This is a genomic window from Pseudoalteromonas sp. SR43-3 (assembly GCF_014163875.1).
GTDB classification, from domain to species: domain Bacteria; phylum Pseudomonadota; class Gammaproteobacteria; order Enterobacterales; family Alteromonadaceae; genus Pseudoalteromonas; species Pseudoalteromonas distincta.
The window spans coordinates 177,399-193,564 of sequence record NZ_JACJEC010000007.1 but is presented as its reverse complement, the minus strand read 5'-3'; the positions used below and the strand labels follow the sequence as shown (position 1 = coordinate 193,564).

Genomic DNA, 16,166 nt, shown 5'->3' with positions numbered 1-16,166 from the left:
TAGATCTACCTACTTACAATATACGTATTGATTAGCCTGACTTTCAGGCTAATTAGGTTTTAATATTATGGCGGCTCCTCGTACTGTTCCCACTTCTCGGCTTTCCCGTTTTGCAAAATTAGGCTCACTTGCCACAGGTGTTGCTACCAACATGTTAGTTGATGGTGCTAAGAGCGCGCTAACAGGTAAAGGTTGGGATAATAAAAGCTTACTACTACAACCTAAAAACATTGAAAAACTAGCCACACAGCTATCACATTTACGTGGTGCAGCAATGAAACTGGGGCAATTGCTCTCAATGGATGCCGGTGATCTACTTAGTCCTGAATTAGCTCAGTTACTTGCTTTACTTCGCTCAGACGCGAACCCAATGCCTCATAAGCAGCTTGTTGAAGTGTTAAAAGAGCAATGGGGGGATGAGTGGCTAGCGCGTTTTTCTCACATTGAGCTAAGACCTTTTGCAGCGGCTTCTATAGGGCAAGTTCATTTAGCTTATAAAGAAAATGGCGATCAGCTTGCTGTTAAAATTCAATATCCTGGTATTGCAAAAAGTGTAGTAAGTGATGTCGATAACGTTATTTCGTTATTAACGATTTCTCGGTTATTGCCAAAAGATCTTAATATTAAACCACTTATTAATGAGGCTAAGGCGCAGTTATTAGCCGAGGCTGATTATAAGCGGGAGGCTCAGTACTTAATACGTTATAAAAATGCATTAGCAACTAATCCCCACTTTAAAGTACCCAACGTATATCCAGAGCACAGCACACAACAAGTGCTAACTATGGAGTATATAAAAGCAGAACCTATTGAGAGCATTACAGAGCTACCTGATAGTCAAAAAAGCTTTGTTGCAGAGCAACTGATTGATTTGTTTTTTAAAGAAATGTTTGAATTTAAATTAATTCAAACCGACCCTAACTTTGCCAACTTTCATTATCAGCTTGATACACAAAAAATTGTTTTATTTGATTTTGGTGCAACGCGAGAAATATCAACCGAGCTTAGCTTAGCGTACTTAGCCTTATTTAAAGCGGGTAGCGAAAACAACCGAGAAGGTGTACTTAAAGCGGCATCACACATAGGTTATTTTAAAAATGACTTAGTTGATGAGTATAAAAACAACGTCATTGATTTATTTTTAATGGCGTGCGAGCCGCTAAGAGTAAAAGGGGAATTTGATTTTAAAAATAGTGAACTCGCGCTCAAAATTAAAAATGCAGGGCTTGCCCTTAGTGCGCAATCTCAGCAATGGCATACACCGCCTGTTGATGCGTTATTTATTCACCGAAAACTTGCAGGACTTTATTTAATAGCCGCAAGGCTAGGTGCAAAAATAGATGTAAAAACGTTATTTAAGCACTATTTATAGCTTTTTAACTTACGCGTAAGTGCACTTTAAGTAATGAGTGCAATTAGTGTATAAAATTGCCATAATGCTCGCGATATTTCGCGAGGTGTATTTATGATAAAACAATTTTTAAACGATCCTAAATTATTGCTAAACGCAGTAGGTGAGGGCATATACGGTTTTGACCTATCGGGTAATGCGGTGTTTGTTAATCCTGCCGCTGAGCGCATGACAGGTTGGTGCGCTGAGGAACTATTAGGTAAAAAAATACACCAATATCATCACCATACTCATGCTGATGGCACACCTTATCCCGCAGATGAATGCCAAATTTACTGCACCATGTTTGACGGAAAGCGTCGTGAAGTTAAAAATGAAGTTTTTTGGCGTAAAGACGGTAGCTCATTTGCAGTTCAATACACTTCAACACCGGTTTATCAAAATGATAAGTTAATTGGTGCTGTAGCGGTATTTCGCGATATATCACTGCAACAGCAAACACAAAATGCACTGCAAGAGGCACTTACTCAAGTAAAGCACTTAAGTGAGCAGCTAAAAGATGAAAACAACTACTTAATTGCAGAGCTCAACGAAGACTGGCAAGACTCAGGGCTAGTTGGACAAAGCCATATATTTCAAACCATGTTAGATCAAATAAAACTGGTAAGTGAAACCGACAGCACAGTGCTTATACTTGGCGAAAATGGCACGGGTAAAGAATTAGTAGCCCGTAATTTGTATCGACTAAGCAAGCGTAGCGAACAAGCTTTTATAAAAGTAAATTGCGCCGCATTTACCCCAAGCTTGCTAGAATCGGAATTGTTTGGTCATGAAAAGGGCGCGTTTACAGGTGCCAATGACCGCCGTAAAGGGCGCTTTGAACTTGCTGATAAAGGCACCTTGTTTTTAGATGAGATAGCAGAGCTTCCACTTGAGGCGCAAAGTAAATTACTGAGAGTCCTGCAAGAACAAGAGTTTGAACGCGTGGGTGGCAGCAACACGCTAAAAGTAAACATTAGAGTAATTGCAGCGACTAATCGCGACTTGTGGGAAATGGTACAAAAAGGCACGTTTAGAATTGATTTGTATTATCGGCTCAATGTATTTCCTATAAAAGTACCCGCCCTTAAAGATCGAAAAGAAGATATTCCTTATTTATGCGCTAATTTGATTGCGCAGCTAAATAAACGGCTCGGGAAAAACTTAAAAGGGCTAAGTAAAAAAGCAATTACGCAGCTGCAGGCTTACGATTGGCCAGGCAATATTAGAGAGCTGCAAAATGTACTTGAACGTGAAGCTATTTTATCTAATCAAGCGGTACTTCAGCTAAGTCAGCCTTTGCAAGCGGGTGGTGAAGTTGTTATTAATCCTTCACTTACGCTCGATGAAGCGCAAAAGCAGCATATAACCTCTGTTCTCGCGTTATCGCACTGGCAAATATCAGGTGATAAAGGAGCGGCAGTTAAATTGGGCTTACCTGAGAGTACACTACGCTCAAAAATGCGAAAGTTAGGAATCGCTAAAAATTCGTGATATATCGCGAAGTACGCTTTATATCGCGTGGTTGATTTTTATTTTTTAAAATAATTTCTTTAATATCAATGAAGTAATTAAGGTTTCAGCTTGGTCTGAAAGTTGCAAATGCTTGCGTAACACCCGTCATTATGAAGCAAGTACTATGAAGTTTGATATTAAAGAAGAAGACATGATTATTAAGCCCTATAACACAGAAGGGCCAATTTATATCCGCGAGCAAAAAGGATTTTTTCAGCGCATACGCCGTAATTTAGGTTGGCTGCTAATGCTAACTTTTATTGCAATACCGTGGATCCAATATAACGGTCAACAAGCTGTGCTGCTTGATGTGGCAACGCAAACCTTTACTATTTTTGGTTTAACACTCCTTCCTCAAGATTTTATGATTTTAGCCCTGCTATTCATGGTGGGGGCTTTTGCGTTATTTTTTGTAACCAACTGGCTTGGTCGGGTTTGGTGTGGTTATACCTGCCCGCAAACAATATGGATGCTCATGTTTTCGTGGGTAGAGCAACGCATAGAAGGCACTCGAAATCAGCGAATTAAATTAGATAAATCTCAGTGGACGCTAAGTACTTGGCGCAAAAAAATAACTAAGCACAGTGCGTGGATTATTATTTCAGTTTTAACCGCCACCTCGTTTATGGCGTATTTTATTCCAGCAAAAAGTTTGTATATGGAAATGCTTACATTTGAATGGTCAGGTATTACGAGCTTTTGGGTGTTTTTATTCGCTTTTTGCACTTACGGTAATGCAGGGTTTTTACGCGAAAAAATGTGCACGATTGCTTGCCCGTATTCTCGTTTTCAGGCTGTTATGTTTGATAAAGATACGTTGCTTGTAACCTATGATAGCACGCGCGGTGAAAGCCGAGGGCCACGTAAACGCAAAGCTGATCCAAAAGAGCTTAACTTAGGTGACTGTGTAGACTGTAACTTGTGTGTAGAGGTATGCCCTGCAGGAATAGACATTCGAAATGGCTTACAATATGAATGTATAAACTGTGGCTTATGTATTGATGCTTGCGACGATACTATGGAGAAATTTGGTTATCAAAAAGGCTTAATTAAATACGCCAGTGAAAAACAAATGGAAGGCAAAAAAACCAATCCATTTAGATTAAAACTAATAGGATACGGCGCATTAACGGTTTTGTTAATCATTTCTATGTTTGCATGGATGCTGCAACGCACACCAATAGAAGCCTCAGTACTACGCGATAGGAATGCGCTTTATAGAGTGAACTACGAGGGCCTGGTAGAAAACCCTTATACACTTACTATTATTAATAAAACGCAGCAAGCACTGCATTACAGTATTGCCATAGAGGGCTTGCCAGAAGCAACACTCTCAAGTCCAAGTTCTACACTTATACAGCCAGGTGCAATGAAAAGAGTCCCCGTTACTGTAACAGCCGATGGTTACAATATTGCGCACAAAGTGAGTAAGTTACAATTTATAGTAACAGCGCAAGAAGATGCCAGCATTACTATAACCAAAGACAGCCAATTTTATAAAAATTAGTACAGTATATAAGCTCTATATAAACAATGACTTGAGCTCTACCTAGCTCAAGTCATTGTTTAATTCATTTAAAATAAAATGCTTTGCAGATTCTAGATTATCAAAAAGACAATCTTTGAAAGTAACGTCTCTTTTGGCGTTTTGCATTATTCGTTGCATTTGGCTTATAGCAATAGGTGATGTAAGCACAAACGCGCTAATTAAACAGTTGTTTTGCTGCATGCTGTGGCTTATGGCTACCATTTCTTGCTCGGCCTGTGGGGTTGCAGCTACAACGTTTGATGAGTCACTTATATAACCCCATTTTTCGCCTTTAAATGATTGAATGGTTTCAAAAAGCGCTGTTTTAAAATTACTTAAAAGCTCAAGTTCTAGGTTTCCGCTAAATTGTGCAATAACTATATTATTTTCAAGCGATAAATTAACGTGTCCGTTTTCATTTTTGTATTCCATTAATACCTCCTAAATTAGCTTTTTATCTAAATTTAGTTTAGCAGCCAATAGGGTACAAGCGGCTGCAAACTTATTAAAGTGCTTTAATATAGTTAAGGGCGCTTTTAATAACCGCTACTTGCGCCAAAATACATTCTTCATCTGTGGCTGTTGGACTATCAGGGTATACCTCTGTTGTGGTTACATAGGGTGCATCTGTAAAGCCCATACACAAACCTAAATCGCGTGCTGCGTAATTAATAACGCCAAATTGCTCTTGAGGGACGCCTATTAACTGGTTATTTTCATCACTCGGTGCAATGTGCGTGACCTTTGTTACATCTTCGATAATTACTTTTTGAAATTCAGGCTCAGGCTTATTGGTATCGGCCACTAAATAAAACCCATCAGGTATGTTCCAATTAGTGTTTGTCGTGCCTTCACGGGCAGCAAGTGCGGGTCTAAATTCACTGTTATCGCTGTCGGTTGTTTCGTGTAAATCAATATGAGCAACTAAGTCTACATTGAGTGATTTTACAAACGCCATAATAGCTGCTGACTCTTGTGCTGGGCTGCCTTCGTAAAATGAGCGGTTAGGATCAATAGCATCAGGGTTCCAGCGGTTTATTGTTTCATATCCCCAAGGGCTAATGCAGGGCGCAACAACAATATTAAACTGCTCAGAGTGTTGCATAGCGGATGTTTTAGCAAATCTAAGTGCGCCATGTACGCCACTGGTTTCGTAGCCATGTACACCACCGGTGATTAAAACAGTTGGCTTATTGGCACTAAAGTTAGGCGTTTTTAATATATATAATGGGTAAGTACCAGCGGCGTAATTAAGCTCGCCGTATTGCTCTATATCTAAGGTGCTTTTAAGGTCATTAATTAGCGTTACGACTTCGTTTTGGTAACTGCGTTTAATGTTTTGGCGTGCTAACCACTGGGCTTTATCGTTGTTATTCCATTTTTTGCCTGGTGTGCCAATAGGGTATGTGCTGTTAGTCATAATAAACCTTTATATCAACTGTTATTTGTTCTCCTATAAATAAGGAGGGCAATTACAATTGGTAAAATTACTTAATAAAGGCGTAGCTTAACGCTGAGTAAATTAGCGTGCAAATTAAAACGTTAAAGTCATATTTTTAATAGCGCGTGATTGCTGGGCTTTAATATAACTTTGGTTTGCGAACTCACCCGAAATACTACCTACTCGTTCACGCCTTACACTAACGGTTAAACTACACGTTTTACTTTGATCTACTTGCGAGCTGCTAAACATATCTAAGCTTTGCAAATCTATTTCAAGGCGCGAAGTGCCAAGCGCAAAAAGCATTGATTGTAAAAGTGTTTCATTATTATTGTTAGTGCAGCTACTGCTAAGTTCTACTTGACTAGTACTATTGGGGTCAGTGCCATCTAACTGAACTGTAAGGGGACTATTAATACTAAAAGTTTGGTTGTTACTCGGGGTTAAAATAATAAAATTTAAAGGTAGCTCCACACTTGAATTCGCATTTATGCCATCGTCTCGTTTAAATTTTATATCAAACTGTTGATTATCGTCAGTGGCATTTATATACGCTTGGTAATCAACGTCTAAAAAGTCGGTATCTTTTGTAAGTACAATAGCAGTGTTATTAACAACAGCTTGTAATGAGTCGCTATCGCTTAAAACAATGTTTGAGCCATTAGCATCTCCCGCATTTAGCTCTGCGTTAACACGCGTGCGGTTACCGTCAGAAACCAGCTCAAAGCCTGCCCAAATTCCTTTTGTTTTTACTAAATTAGACTCTGTTTCTGTTGTACAGGCGCACAATAATAAAATTAAAGCAGTTGTGGTAATGCACTTTTTAAGCATGTTAGCTCCTTTTAACCACTGAATTAGCTATAAGTAATTGTTTAATTGCGGATATACCTAGTAAATATATTAAGTGTATTTGTGCATTGTTACACAACACGCTATCTGTAAATGTTTAAAATTGTTAATGGTTGTGAGTAAAATGATAACATTAAGTTTTAAAAGTCAGCCTGCTAAGAGGTTGCTTGATAAATGACTACTATTTAGCGTTAAATGTAATATAAAAGAGTATGTTACAATCAAGCCAAAGCATATCTTCATATTGAGTATTATGGCGCAGTATATTGCTACTCCAAGTTGGCTAGGCCGTTTTTTTACCCGTATTAAACACGTAACTATTGAACAAGAGCGCCTTGTTGTGCATTTTAGAAGTGCTCCCGCACGGACATTTTTAATTAAAGACTTTGATAATTACTCAATACTTGAAAATCGTTTATTTAGCGCCAAAATTAATTTGTGCGATAGTAGCAATACATCAATTAGCTTTTTAAACAAAGCACAAGCTAAGTCTTTAAATACCGCCCTTAATACGCAATTTTCAGCCATGCTTGAGCAAAAAGTAAATAACGCCAAGGCTTTGCTAAAGCGTTATGCTTTAGATGAGTTTTTACGTGATAGTTCCATGAAAATACTTAATAACGAAGTATTTTTACTTGCTAAACAATACGCTCAAAGTACAAATACATGGCAACAACACTTATCGCCAAGCAGTATTAAATTTTTAAATATACTGAGCTCCACACCCAATACTCACGATGCAATCGCACAGCTGCGCCATAAATATGAAAAAAAACAGCTAACTCTTAAAAATGACTTTTTTAATCAAGTAGAGTCAAATCCATTAACAACAGAGCAGCGCTTAGCGGTTATACGCGATAACGATAAAAACCTAGTATTAGCGGCAGCAGGCACAGGTAAAACATCTGTGATGGTCGCAAAATCGTTAGATCTAATAGCGTGTGATATTGCCAAGCCTGAGCAAATTTTGGTGCTGGCCTATAATAAAACAGCAGCAAATGAGCTTAAAGAGCGCTTTATTAAACGTGCCACGCATGCAAACTTGCATACCAAAGCACCCACTATTTTAACGTTTCATGCGCTTGGGCTTAAATTATTACAAAGTGCTAAAAAGCCAATCGAATTGTCAAAATTTGCAACCGACCCAGTTCAATTAAATAGTTGGTTAACTGGGTGGGTAAGTAAAAAAATACAAACCGAGCCACAGTTTTTAAAAGCATTTGTAGATTTACTCCATGAGCCGATTGATATATTTAGCTTTAAAGATAATGCACAGTACGAGCGGTACGTACGCGATAACGAATACCGTAGCCTTGCGGGTCATAAAGTAAAAAGTTATCAGGAAGTGCTTATTTCAAACTGGCTACATTTGAATTGCGTGGCGCACAGTTATGAGGTGAATTATCACTTTAATCAAGGCGCAGAGCTAAGTGGGCAATACCAACCAGACTTTTATATACCTCAATACGATATTTACTTAGAGCACTTTGGCATTGATAGGCAAGGGAATACTCGTGCCGATATAGATAAAAAACACTATAACGAGCAAATTGCATTTAAGCGTAAGTTACATAAACAAAATGGCACCACTTTACTCGAAACCTTTCATTACAACTGGGTAGAAGGAAAGCTAGAGCAAACTCTCGCTAAACAATTAAAGCAGCATAATGTTGAATTAACACCTTTAAGTAACGACGAAATATTTCATACTTTAAATAACTCAGGACAGTTACAGCAAGGCATTGATAAGTACATAAAATGCTTACAAGCTATTCGAGTGGAGCAACTAAGTAATAAGCAAATAGCGCAGCGCATCAAGCAAAGTGGTATTAAAAACTATCAACAATATGCAAACTTGTTAGTGCAAATTCATGACGCTTATATAAATGAACTAAGCACGCAAAATGCCATTGATTTTGACGACATGATTATTCAAGCAACAAAGGCGATAGTAAGCGGAGATTTTAATATTCCATGGAGCCACATTTTAGTTGATGAGTTTCAAGATATATCAAGTGCGCGTATGGGTTTTTTAAATGCCATATTAAAATATGGCAAAGGAATACGCTTTACTGCGGTAGGTGATGACTGGCAAGCAATTTATCGGTTCTCGGGTGGTAATTTAGCGCTTACTACACGCTTTAATGAATTAGTGGGCAGCCACTCACTTACTATGTTGCAAAAAACATTTAGATATAACAATAGTATTAGTGATGTAGCGGGGCGCTTTGTAATGCAAAACCCTGAGCAATATAAAAAGCAGATCAGCACACATACGCAAGTAACCACACCACAAGTTATTTTGTTAGACGATTTATACCAAGGCACTAAATCGATAGAAATAAAAGTACAGCAGAGCATAAGCACTATTCAAAAAAACGATGCATCAGCGAGCATTGCCATACTTAGTCGATACCGATACATGTTAAATAGCGTGCAGCAGCATTTAAAAGATAAAAAGCATACAAACCCTCTTTATTTTTGGACATTGCATAGCGCTAAGGGGCTTGAAGCCGATTACTGTATTATTATTGGTTTTGAACAAGGTAAATTAGGGTTTCCTAGCGATAATCAAAATAACGTCCTGGTGGAGTCGTTATTACCAGTGCAAGATGAATTCACTCACTCAGAAGAAAGGCGTTTGCTTTATGTAGGTATTACGCGCGCAAAACATAAAGCGTATTTAATTGCAGACCCTTATGCATGCTCAGCGTTTGTAAAAGAACTAGTAAATGACGATTATCCTATTCAAATCGGCTCCACGTTGTTTAACAAGTCGCAACTAAAGCAAAGAGAGTGTAATACGTGCAGCGACGGATTAATTGTGCCAAAAACGGGTCAGTATGGTGATTATTATAGCTGTACTAATACGCAGATTTGCGAAACTAAACTACGAGTGTGTAAAAGCTGTAGTAGCCCATCAGTTGATAAAAGCACGTATTCACAATGTGTGAATACAGAGTGTAAAACGCAGCATCCAATTTGTGAAAAGTGTGGTCGCGAAATGCGTAAACGTAAATCTAAGCACGGTGAATTTTTAGGGTGCAGCGGTTTCGCGCTTAAAGAGGATAACTGTAAAAACACTCGAAAAATGAATGTTTAATGGCTAACGAGCAGGTTTACACCTGTCTATTTTATAGAACAATGTAAATAGAAATTATATTCATTTGATTGATTTTAACAAGTTATCAATGTCTAATAGAAGAATGAGCTTTAACTGTTGTTTATTATGCATTTTTTCAATAGGTTCTTTTTATTAAACGATCACTATTCAGCCCCTGATCAGGTTGCTAATTGGCGAGTAAGTGCACTGCGCATTATTCTATCATTAGTAATGGTGTTATGTTTTGCTGTGGTGTGCCACACGTACGCAAGCGCTATTGAGTTTAACTTAATTTATATTGTTGTATTAACAAGCAGTTTTTTTGCGACTGTATGCGGTTTGCTTATAGCAAGTAAGCGTTTTTATCACTTCAGCGCTCATGTACTTTTAATAGCCATTGTAGCTGCTAGCGTGTCAATGAACTTATTTTTAACAGACCTAGAGCTTGCTAAAGTGGGCTCTATGTATATGTATTCCTGCCCAATAATCGCACTTATGCTACTTGGTTATAGAACAGCCCTTGCTTATGGCGTATTAAATATTGTACCGTTTTATATGATCATCAATAACGTTGATATATCGGGCTTAACTGGCATTGCTCAACAACTTCCCGATGCCAGCTTATACATTACAGGGCTAATATTCTTATTTTTTAACATTTGTATTCCCCTTGCTGTGGCACGCACAATTGTGGCTGCTAAGCGTTTAAACAAAACAATGATAAGCGCTAATACACACCTTAAAGATAAAAATGAGCTTTATCGAAGCCTGTTCACCGAATCAAATAAAGCCAAAATTATTGTTGACGAAAACCTTGTCATTACTGATTTTAATCAACACGCTATTGATATGTTTGGTATAAAAAAAGAATTAAAAGAAGAATGCGTTAACCTTTCTCATTTATTTCCTACTTTAGTTTTTGACGCTCCTAATGCTCAAAATAAAATTGTGAAGTACAAAAAAAGCTATTTTAAAGCCTGCTACCAGCAAATAACAATGAGTACTAACTACCGTGTATACGACTTTTACGATTGCACGCAAGAGCAGCTCATTAAACAAAATTTATCGATGATGGAACAAGAAAATAAACGTTTACGCTTTAGAGACTCGCAAACAAAACTACCTAATAGAGAATGGTTTGAGCTGCAATGTGACAGATTAACAAGCAAATACCAAAAAGGTTTTTTTATCGTTGTTACCCAAAGTGCAAATAGTGAATACTTAAATTTAAAGCTCACTAAAGCCGAGTCTCAAGCATTACTTATTAACGCGTACAAGCGTTTAAAAGCGATGCCAGATGGGCCTCTTTTGTGTGCCCATATAGGAGTAGGAAAGCTTGCTTTTATAATTGGCGCAAACTCGCAAAACGAGCTTGAAGATAAGCTATTAATGCAAATAAAAAATACATTAGATAAAACTTATAATGTGTTTGGCACTAAGTGTCAGCAATCATTTTTATTTGGTTTTGCAAAGTATCCTGATCACGGAAAAAACAGCACAACAGTACTTAGCAATGCGTGCGAAGCACTTAAAGTTGCAAACTGTAATATGCCTCTAAGTGGTTATAACGAAAAACAATCACAAGCTTTTATCGAAAAATACGAAATTTCGATGTTGCTAGACGAAGCGCTTCAGCAGGGCGATTTGTCGGTACACTATCAACCTAAAGTAGATGCAACGGGTCAATGTATTGGGCTTGAAGCTTTAGCGCGTTGGAACAGTCCAATACTAGGTAATGTGTCGCCAGTGGTATTTATTCCTATTGCCGAAGAATACAGAATGGTCAGTAGGTTAACCGATCTGATTATTCAAAAAGTCTGCGCTCAAATTGCCAATTGGACTAAGGCGGGTTTACCGAGTGTGCCGGTGGCAATAAATATATCTCTAATTGATTTTAGCCAAACCGATTTTATGTCAAAACTGGTTAAATACCTTGCCGACTTCAACGTAAAGCCACCTCAAATAGAGTTAGAACTGACTGAAACCTCTCTTGAGGCAAACCAAGCGCATTCGCTAAAGCTTATGCAAACACTGCAATCGTGGGGTTTTACTATTTCGGTTGATGATTTTGGAGTGGGGTATTCTAATATTGCACGCCTTGCCGATTACCCTATTAACAAGCTCAAGTTAGATCGCTCATTAATCAGCCAAGTAACAAGTTCTACGCGTCAAAAAAGTTTAGTTAAAGCGGTGCACGTTATGTGTGAAGAGCTTGATATTAAGTGTGTAGCCGAAGGAGTAGAAACCCAAGAGCAAGTAGCAATAATGGCGCAAATGGGGTGTAAAGAATTTCAGGGCTTTTACTTTGCGAAACCAATGTCAGCCGAAAATTTTGCAGAGCATGTTAGCCGCCATGGCTTAGTGTTTAATCCCAAAGAGATGACGGCTCAACTTTAAATGTATAGCAGGTATTTTATTACCTAGTTACAGAGCTGTTGGGCGTTTATAGTTATTTCGCACTGATGAATAACTCCTGCTCCCCAATGCTGTATATCTGATTGAGCAGTACAGCCTGCATCTTCAATTAAAGCCGTATTGGCATCACATAAAAGTAGCACTGCGTTATCATCTTGTACGTTTACAATAAGCGTGTATTCCCCAAAAGGTGCAAGTTTGCTTAAATCGTTATTAACAGCGGCTTTTAATAACTCATCAGTTGTTGAATAGGATGTTTCACTAAATTTTAGTGTGCCATCAACGGCTGTAGCAATATCTTTTAATTGTGAGGCTAAGTCGGCCATCACTTCTGGATTGTTTTTTTTAGGAGTGTAGCAACCGCTAAGTAATACTATGAGGCTTATATAAAGTAAGTGTTTCATTTTATTGGCTCCATACCGTCATCGTGTTGTGTTCATCGTAGCCTGTATCTAGGTTCCAATTTTTAATTGCACTGTAATCAGTATCTAAAAATACGGCATTGGCAATAATGGTTATGTAGTGCTGAATGTTACTAACGGCAAAGTCAAAAATATCGTTGTAATGCATAGGCTCGTGCGGCGTTTTTAGATGTTCAATAAAAGTGGGGTCTACTTCGTTTGGGCGAGGATAAAACAAGCCTAAATTAGCAGCAACATGGCGTGCACAGGCAAATAATCGATAGCTTTCTTCAACATTATTTACTACAAGCTGAAAACCGTTATGCCATGAATTAAAGTTAGGAGCGTGTTGTGCTGCGTAGCTTGGGTGAACCGTTAATAAAGCATGTCGCCAAATTTTTGCAATATCGGTATCAAAATTATCGTCTTTGTTAGTACAAGATCCAATATTTTGTTGCACGCGGTCAGCATAACCTAACTCACCTAAGTTTAAACGTTGCCAAATAAACGCGTCTTGATTCATTTCGCAGGTACGGTGCGCCGTTTGGTTTTGCGCGTAAGGGCCTACTTTTAATTCAACAACCGGATGCACTGTTATATCTGCAGCAACATGGGCCATATAACCGCATAACCAGGAAAAACACTTTTCAAATGCTTCACCTTCAAGTGTTTTACAGTATTCAATCATTGCTTTAAGTAAATCGCCTGTGTGCTCATAGTGCATTAGGTCGGCCCACGCATTTTGGCTAGGCTGCGCTACAGCTAAGTAAGGATAATCGGGGGCTACACAGCCTAGTTCAAGGTATGCTTGGCGTTGGCTTAAAATAAGCTTTGCTTTTTTAGGCATATCCATTTTAGCGAGTGACTTGGTTTGCGTTGCAAAATTTACAGCAGTGATGTGCGCAAAAGCACCTGGCATTGTCATATCCTTATGATTTATTAATAAGGGTACAGATTAACATTGAGAGGGGGTTAAATAAAGCCAACTAAATGCAAGTATAGCGGGGTAAACACCTATTAAATTAGCTGCTCAACTAATTGGCCATTCTCGTATAATTTAGCATGTTGACGCTTATGTTCTTCAAATAGGTAAGCTCTTAGTTGCTCTTGACCGCTATGAATTTGCGTTATTTTAGCGGCTATACCTTGCGTGCTTTGCCTTACGGGTTCTATTTCCATCGAAATACTTTGTTTGTTAGGTAAAATAAATTCCATGTGCTGCGATTTATTTAAATGGTTACCTTTTCTGAGGGGTTTTAAAAACATCCCCGTGTTTGATATTGATTCAATTTTAAACCCTTGGCTTTTAATATTTAGCTCACTCCAGCGCCAACTGCGCAGTGTGCCTTGTGTGTCTATTACTTCGGGGGCGGTTAAAATCGGTTTGATTATACCGGCGCTATCAATTTTCAAGTCCAACGGAAACCATAACTGATAGTGTGCAACCTCTGCGAGCAGGGTTAAATTAGCGCTACTAAGTAAGTGAGCAATATTGGCTGGTACTGAACTTTGTAACGTTAAAACGTGACTGTTGTGAGCATGTGACTTTGTATTGGGCTTAAATAACTCAGCAAAAAAATTTATCTCTTCATTAGAAAAGTCCATATTTCACCCCAGTTACATAAAATAATTCACCACCGTAATTTAAACAATGAAATTGGTCAATAAATGCTCCGTTTAAATTTGTTTAGATAATATTTACAAAGACAGAGGGGCAAACTAAACAATGTATTTAAATGCAGTGCTCAACCCGAACGTTTTTCAGAGACTTGAATTATTTAACATTTATAAAAATATATTTAGGCGCAAGTGGCTAGCTGTTAAACTACAACACATTAGTTTTATTATTTATATTAGAGTTTACATTATGATATGTGCATTTTTACGTGATCAACAGCCGAAGTTACTGGGTATGGTAGTGGCATTGTTCGGTGCCGGTTTTTCAATAAATGCAGTGGCTCAAGAGCAAAGCCAAACTTTAATTTTAGTGGGGTCAGAGCTTACTACCTGTACTAGCGCCAAGCTTAATAATTGCCAAAAAGAGGCTGTTATTGATGGTAAGTCACATAATTTATATACACTTAGCAGCTCTCAAATAAAAAACATCGCGCAGCATTGGCCTAATAATAATGTTGAGGCAAAAACGGCTGTATTAAAAACACTTAAAACCATACAAAGTAAATCGTCAAATAGCGTATCAAAAACAGATTTACTCTGGCAGTGGCGCGATATAAATAATCAGCAATTAGAAAGTCTAACTCAGCAAGAGTACAACTTTGTATTTGATATGCTAGAAGTACCGCTACTTAATAAAAACGGTGAGCGTTTAAAAGAGCAAGTAAATACCGATTTTAATAATGAGGTTGCGACTAATAATATTTTACAATTTGTGTCGGGCAGTTTAAAAGTTAATAACCCAAAACCAACCATGCTTGCTATTACGGCTTCGAGCCGCGACCCTTATGAGTCGGCAGATGTAGCGCAAAGTCTTTTGGCACAATCAAATATAAACACTCAATGGTTAGCACTAACGCCAGCGCTTGCTAAAGCGATTACGAGTAACTCGTGCGATGAATTACCAGCGCTTAGAAATACATTAATGAATGTGTATAACCGTGAAGTGATTTATCCCGATCGCACAAAGGCCGAATACGCTTTATGTAAAAATGGCACTAATGCACTTGTATCACTTATTAAAAATAGTACCGGTGTGATGTTTAATGATGGTGATGCGGCTTTAACACATAAGGTATTATTTGATCAAAACAATAACCCATACCCGTGGACGCAAGCATTGCAAACTCGCCCAGTAATTGTAGGTGAAGGAGCCGGTGCTGCAATCCAAAGTAAAGTGACGGGCATGCTTACAAATACGACAAGCCTTGAGGCACTTCGTAAAAGTGAAAATAACACTAATGCTGGTGGGCTGGGCAGTTTTAACTTTGGTGTACTAGATATTCAATTTAGCGAACAAAACCGTACATTTAGGCTTGCAGCAACGCTAAATAAAAACGAAGTGAAAAATACTAAAACAGAGATTCAACATGGATTTGGTATTGATGAAAATACAGCCTTAGTTGTTATTAAATCGCCAGAAGGTAGTTTAATAACCGTAATAGGCAAAAGTGGTGTAGTGCATTTGGCTAACCAAGGTAAAGCCCAACCTGAGAGTAAGAGCTATAGCTATTCGTACTGGCCTACTAGCAGTGTAATTGAAATTACCAATAACACGTTTACCTTAAGCGCACGCACAATAGATGAAGCGTTACCCGCTATAAAAATACCTCCACTGCCAGTGCAGCGTTTTGGCTCAATTTTAACAAATTCAAAACTGCGTTCACTTACTCAAGCTATGTGTTTAAGCCAAGAGCAAAGTGCGGTAGCCCAACAAGACGAGTTTATAATTAGCCTTACAGCAACGAGTGACACGCAGTATCATCGCATCAATGCAAAAGAGTTTGGTTGTGCGCTAAGCAATTTAGAGTTAGCTATAAAGTCGATTTAGTGACTAACCTGAGCCAAGG

The 16,166-nt window shown here is 38.3% G+C and carries 12 protein-coding genes; 6 read left to right on the top strand and 6 right to left on the bottom strand.

Features of this window, described 5'->3' with window-relative positions; translation table 11 throughout:
- Nucleotides 1–67 precede the first annotated feature (67 nt).
- The 3 genes from H5088_RS11220 to ccoG all read left to right on the top strand — a co-directional run bounded on the left by H5088_RS11220 (nucleotide 68) and on the right by ccoG (nucleotide 4,412).
- Complete coding sequence (locus tag H5088_RS11220; RefSeq protein WP_182752887.1) at nucleotides 68–1,372, top strand: AarF/ABC1/UbiB kinase family protein; 1,305 nt, start codon at nucleotides 68–70, stop codon at nucleotides 1,370–1,372.
- A gap of 93 nt (nucleotides 1,373–1,465) precedes the next feature.
- The gene (locus H5088_RS11215; protein WP_182696238.1) at nucleotides 1,466–2,884 is read left to right on the top strand and encodes a sigma-54-dependent Fis family transcriptional regulator; all 1,419 of its coding nucleotides are present in this window, start codon (nucleotides 1,466–1,468) and stop codon (nucleotides 2,882–2,884) included.
- A gap of 145 nt (nucleotides 2,885–3,029) precedes the next feature.
- Complete coding sequence (ccoG, locus tag H5088_RS11210; protein ID WP_182752886.1) at nucleotides 3,030–4,412, top strand: cytochrome c oxidase accessory protein CcoG; 1,383 nt, start codon at nucleotides 3,030–3,032, stop codon at nucleotides 4,410–4,412.
- A gap of 42 nt (nucleotides 4,413–4,454) precedes the next feature.
- On the opposite strand, the gene H5088_RS11205 is transcribed toward ccoG, so the two are convergent.
- The 3 genes from H5088_RS11205 to H5088_RS11195 form a co-directional block, all read right to left on the bottom strand.
- A complete protein-coding gene (locus H5088_RS11205) occupies nucleotides 4,455–4,865 on the bottom strand; it encodes a hypothetical protein (protein WP_182693656.1) in 411 nt (136 codons plus the stop codon).
- 73 nt (nucleotides 4,866–4,938) lie between these two features.
- Nucleotides 4,939–5,853 (bottom strand): M14 family metallocarboxypeptidase, encoded by a 915-nt coding sequence (locus tag H5088_RS11200; protein WP_182752885.1) that lies wholly within the window; start codon nucleotides 5,851–5,853, stop codon nucleotides 4,939–4,941.
- 114 nt (nucleotides 5,854–5,967) lie between these two features.
- The gene (locus H5088_RS11195; RefSeq protein ID WP_182752884.1) at nucleotides 5,968–6,705 is read right to left on the bottom strand and encodes a hypothetical protein; all 738 of its coding nucleotides are present in this window, start codon (nucleotides 6,703–6,705) and stop codon (nucleotides 5,968–5,970) included.
- Between the two features lie 271 nt (nucleotides 6,706–6,976).
- On the opposite strand from H5088_RS11195, the gene H5088_RS11190 reads away from it, so the two are divergent.
- Entirely contained in the window at nucleotides 6,977–9,826 is a 2,850-nt protein-coding gene (locus H5088_RS11190; protein WP_182752883.1) for a UvrD-helicase domain-containing protein, read from the top strand.
- Between the two features lie 126 nt (nucleotides 9,827–9,952).
- Nucleotides 9,953–12,223 (top strand): EAL domain-containing protein, encoded by a 2,271-nt coding sequence (locus H5088_RS11185; protein ID WP_182752882.1) that lies wholly within the window; start codon nucleotides 9,953–9,955, stop codon nucleotides 12,221–12,223.
- A gap of 23 nt (nucleotides 12,224–12,246) precedes the next feature.
- Here the strand turns inward: H5088_RS11185 and H5088_RS11180 are convergent, their stop codons facing one another.
- From H5088_RS11180 to H5088_RS11170, 3 genes are all read right to left on the bottom strand, one after another.
- Nucleotides 12,247–12,645, bottom strand: a complete 399-nt coding sequence (locus H5088_RS11180; RefSeq protein WP_002960664.1) for a hypothetical protein — start codon at nucleotides 12,643–12,645, stop codon at nucleotides 12,247–12,249.
- Between the two features lies 1 nt (nucleotide 12,646).
- Entirely contained in the window at nucleotides 12,647–13,561 is a 915-nt protein-coding gene (locus tag H5088_RS11175) for a zinc dependent phospholipase C family protein (RefSeq protein WP_182752881.1), read from the bottom strand.
- 98 nt (nucleotides 13,562–13,659) lie between these two features.
- A complete protein-coding gene (locus H5088_RS11170; protein WP_024596834.1) occupies nucleotides 13,660–14,247 on the bottom strand; it encodes a hypothetical protein in 588 nt (195 codons plus the stop codon).
- A gap of 262 nt (nucleotides 14,248–14,509) precedes the next feature.
- On the opposite strand from H5088_RS11170, the gene H5088_RS11165 reads away from it, so the two are divergent.
- Nucleotides 14,510–16,147, top strand: a complete 1,638-nt coding sequence (locus H5088_RS11165) for a cyanophycinase (protein ID WP_182752880.1) — start codon at nucleotides 14,510–14,512, stop codon at nucleotides 16,145–16,147.
- The last annotated feature ends 19 nt before the right edge of the window (nucleotides 16,148–16,166 follow it).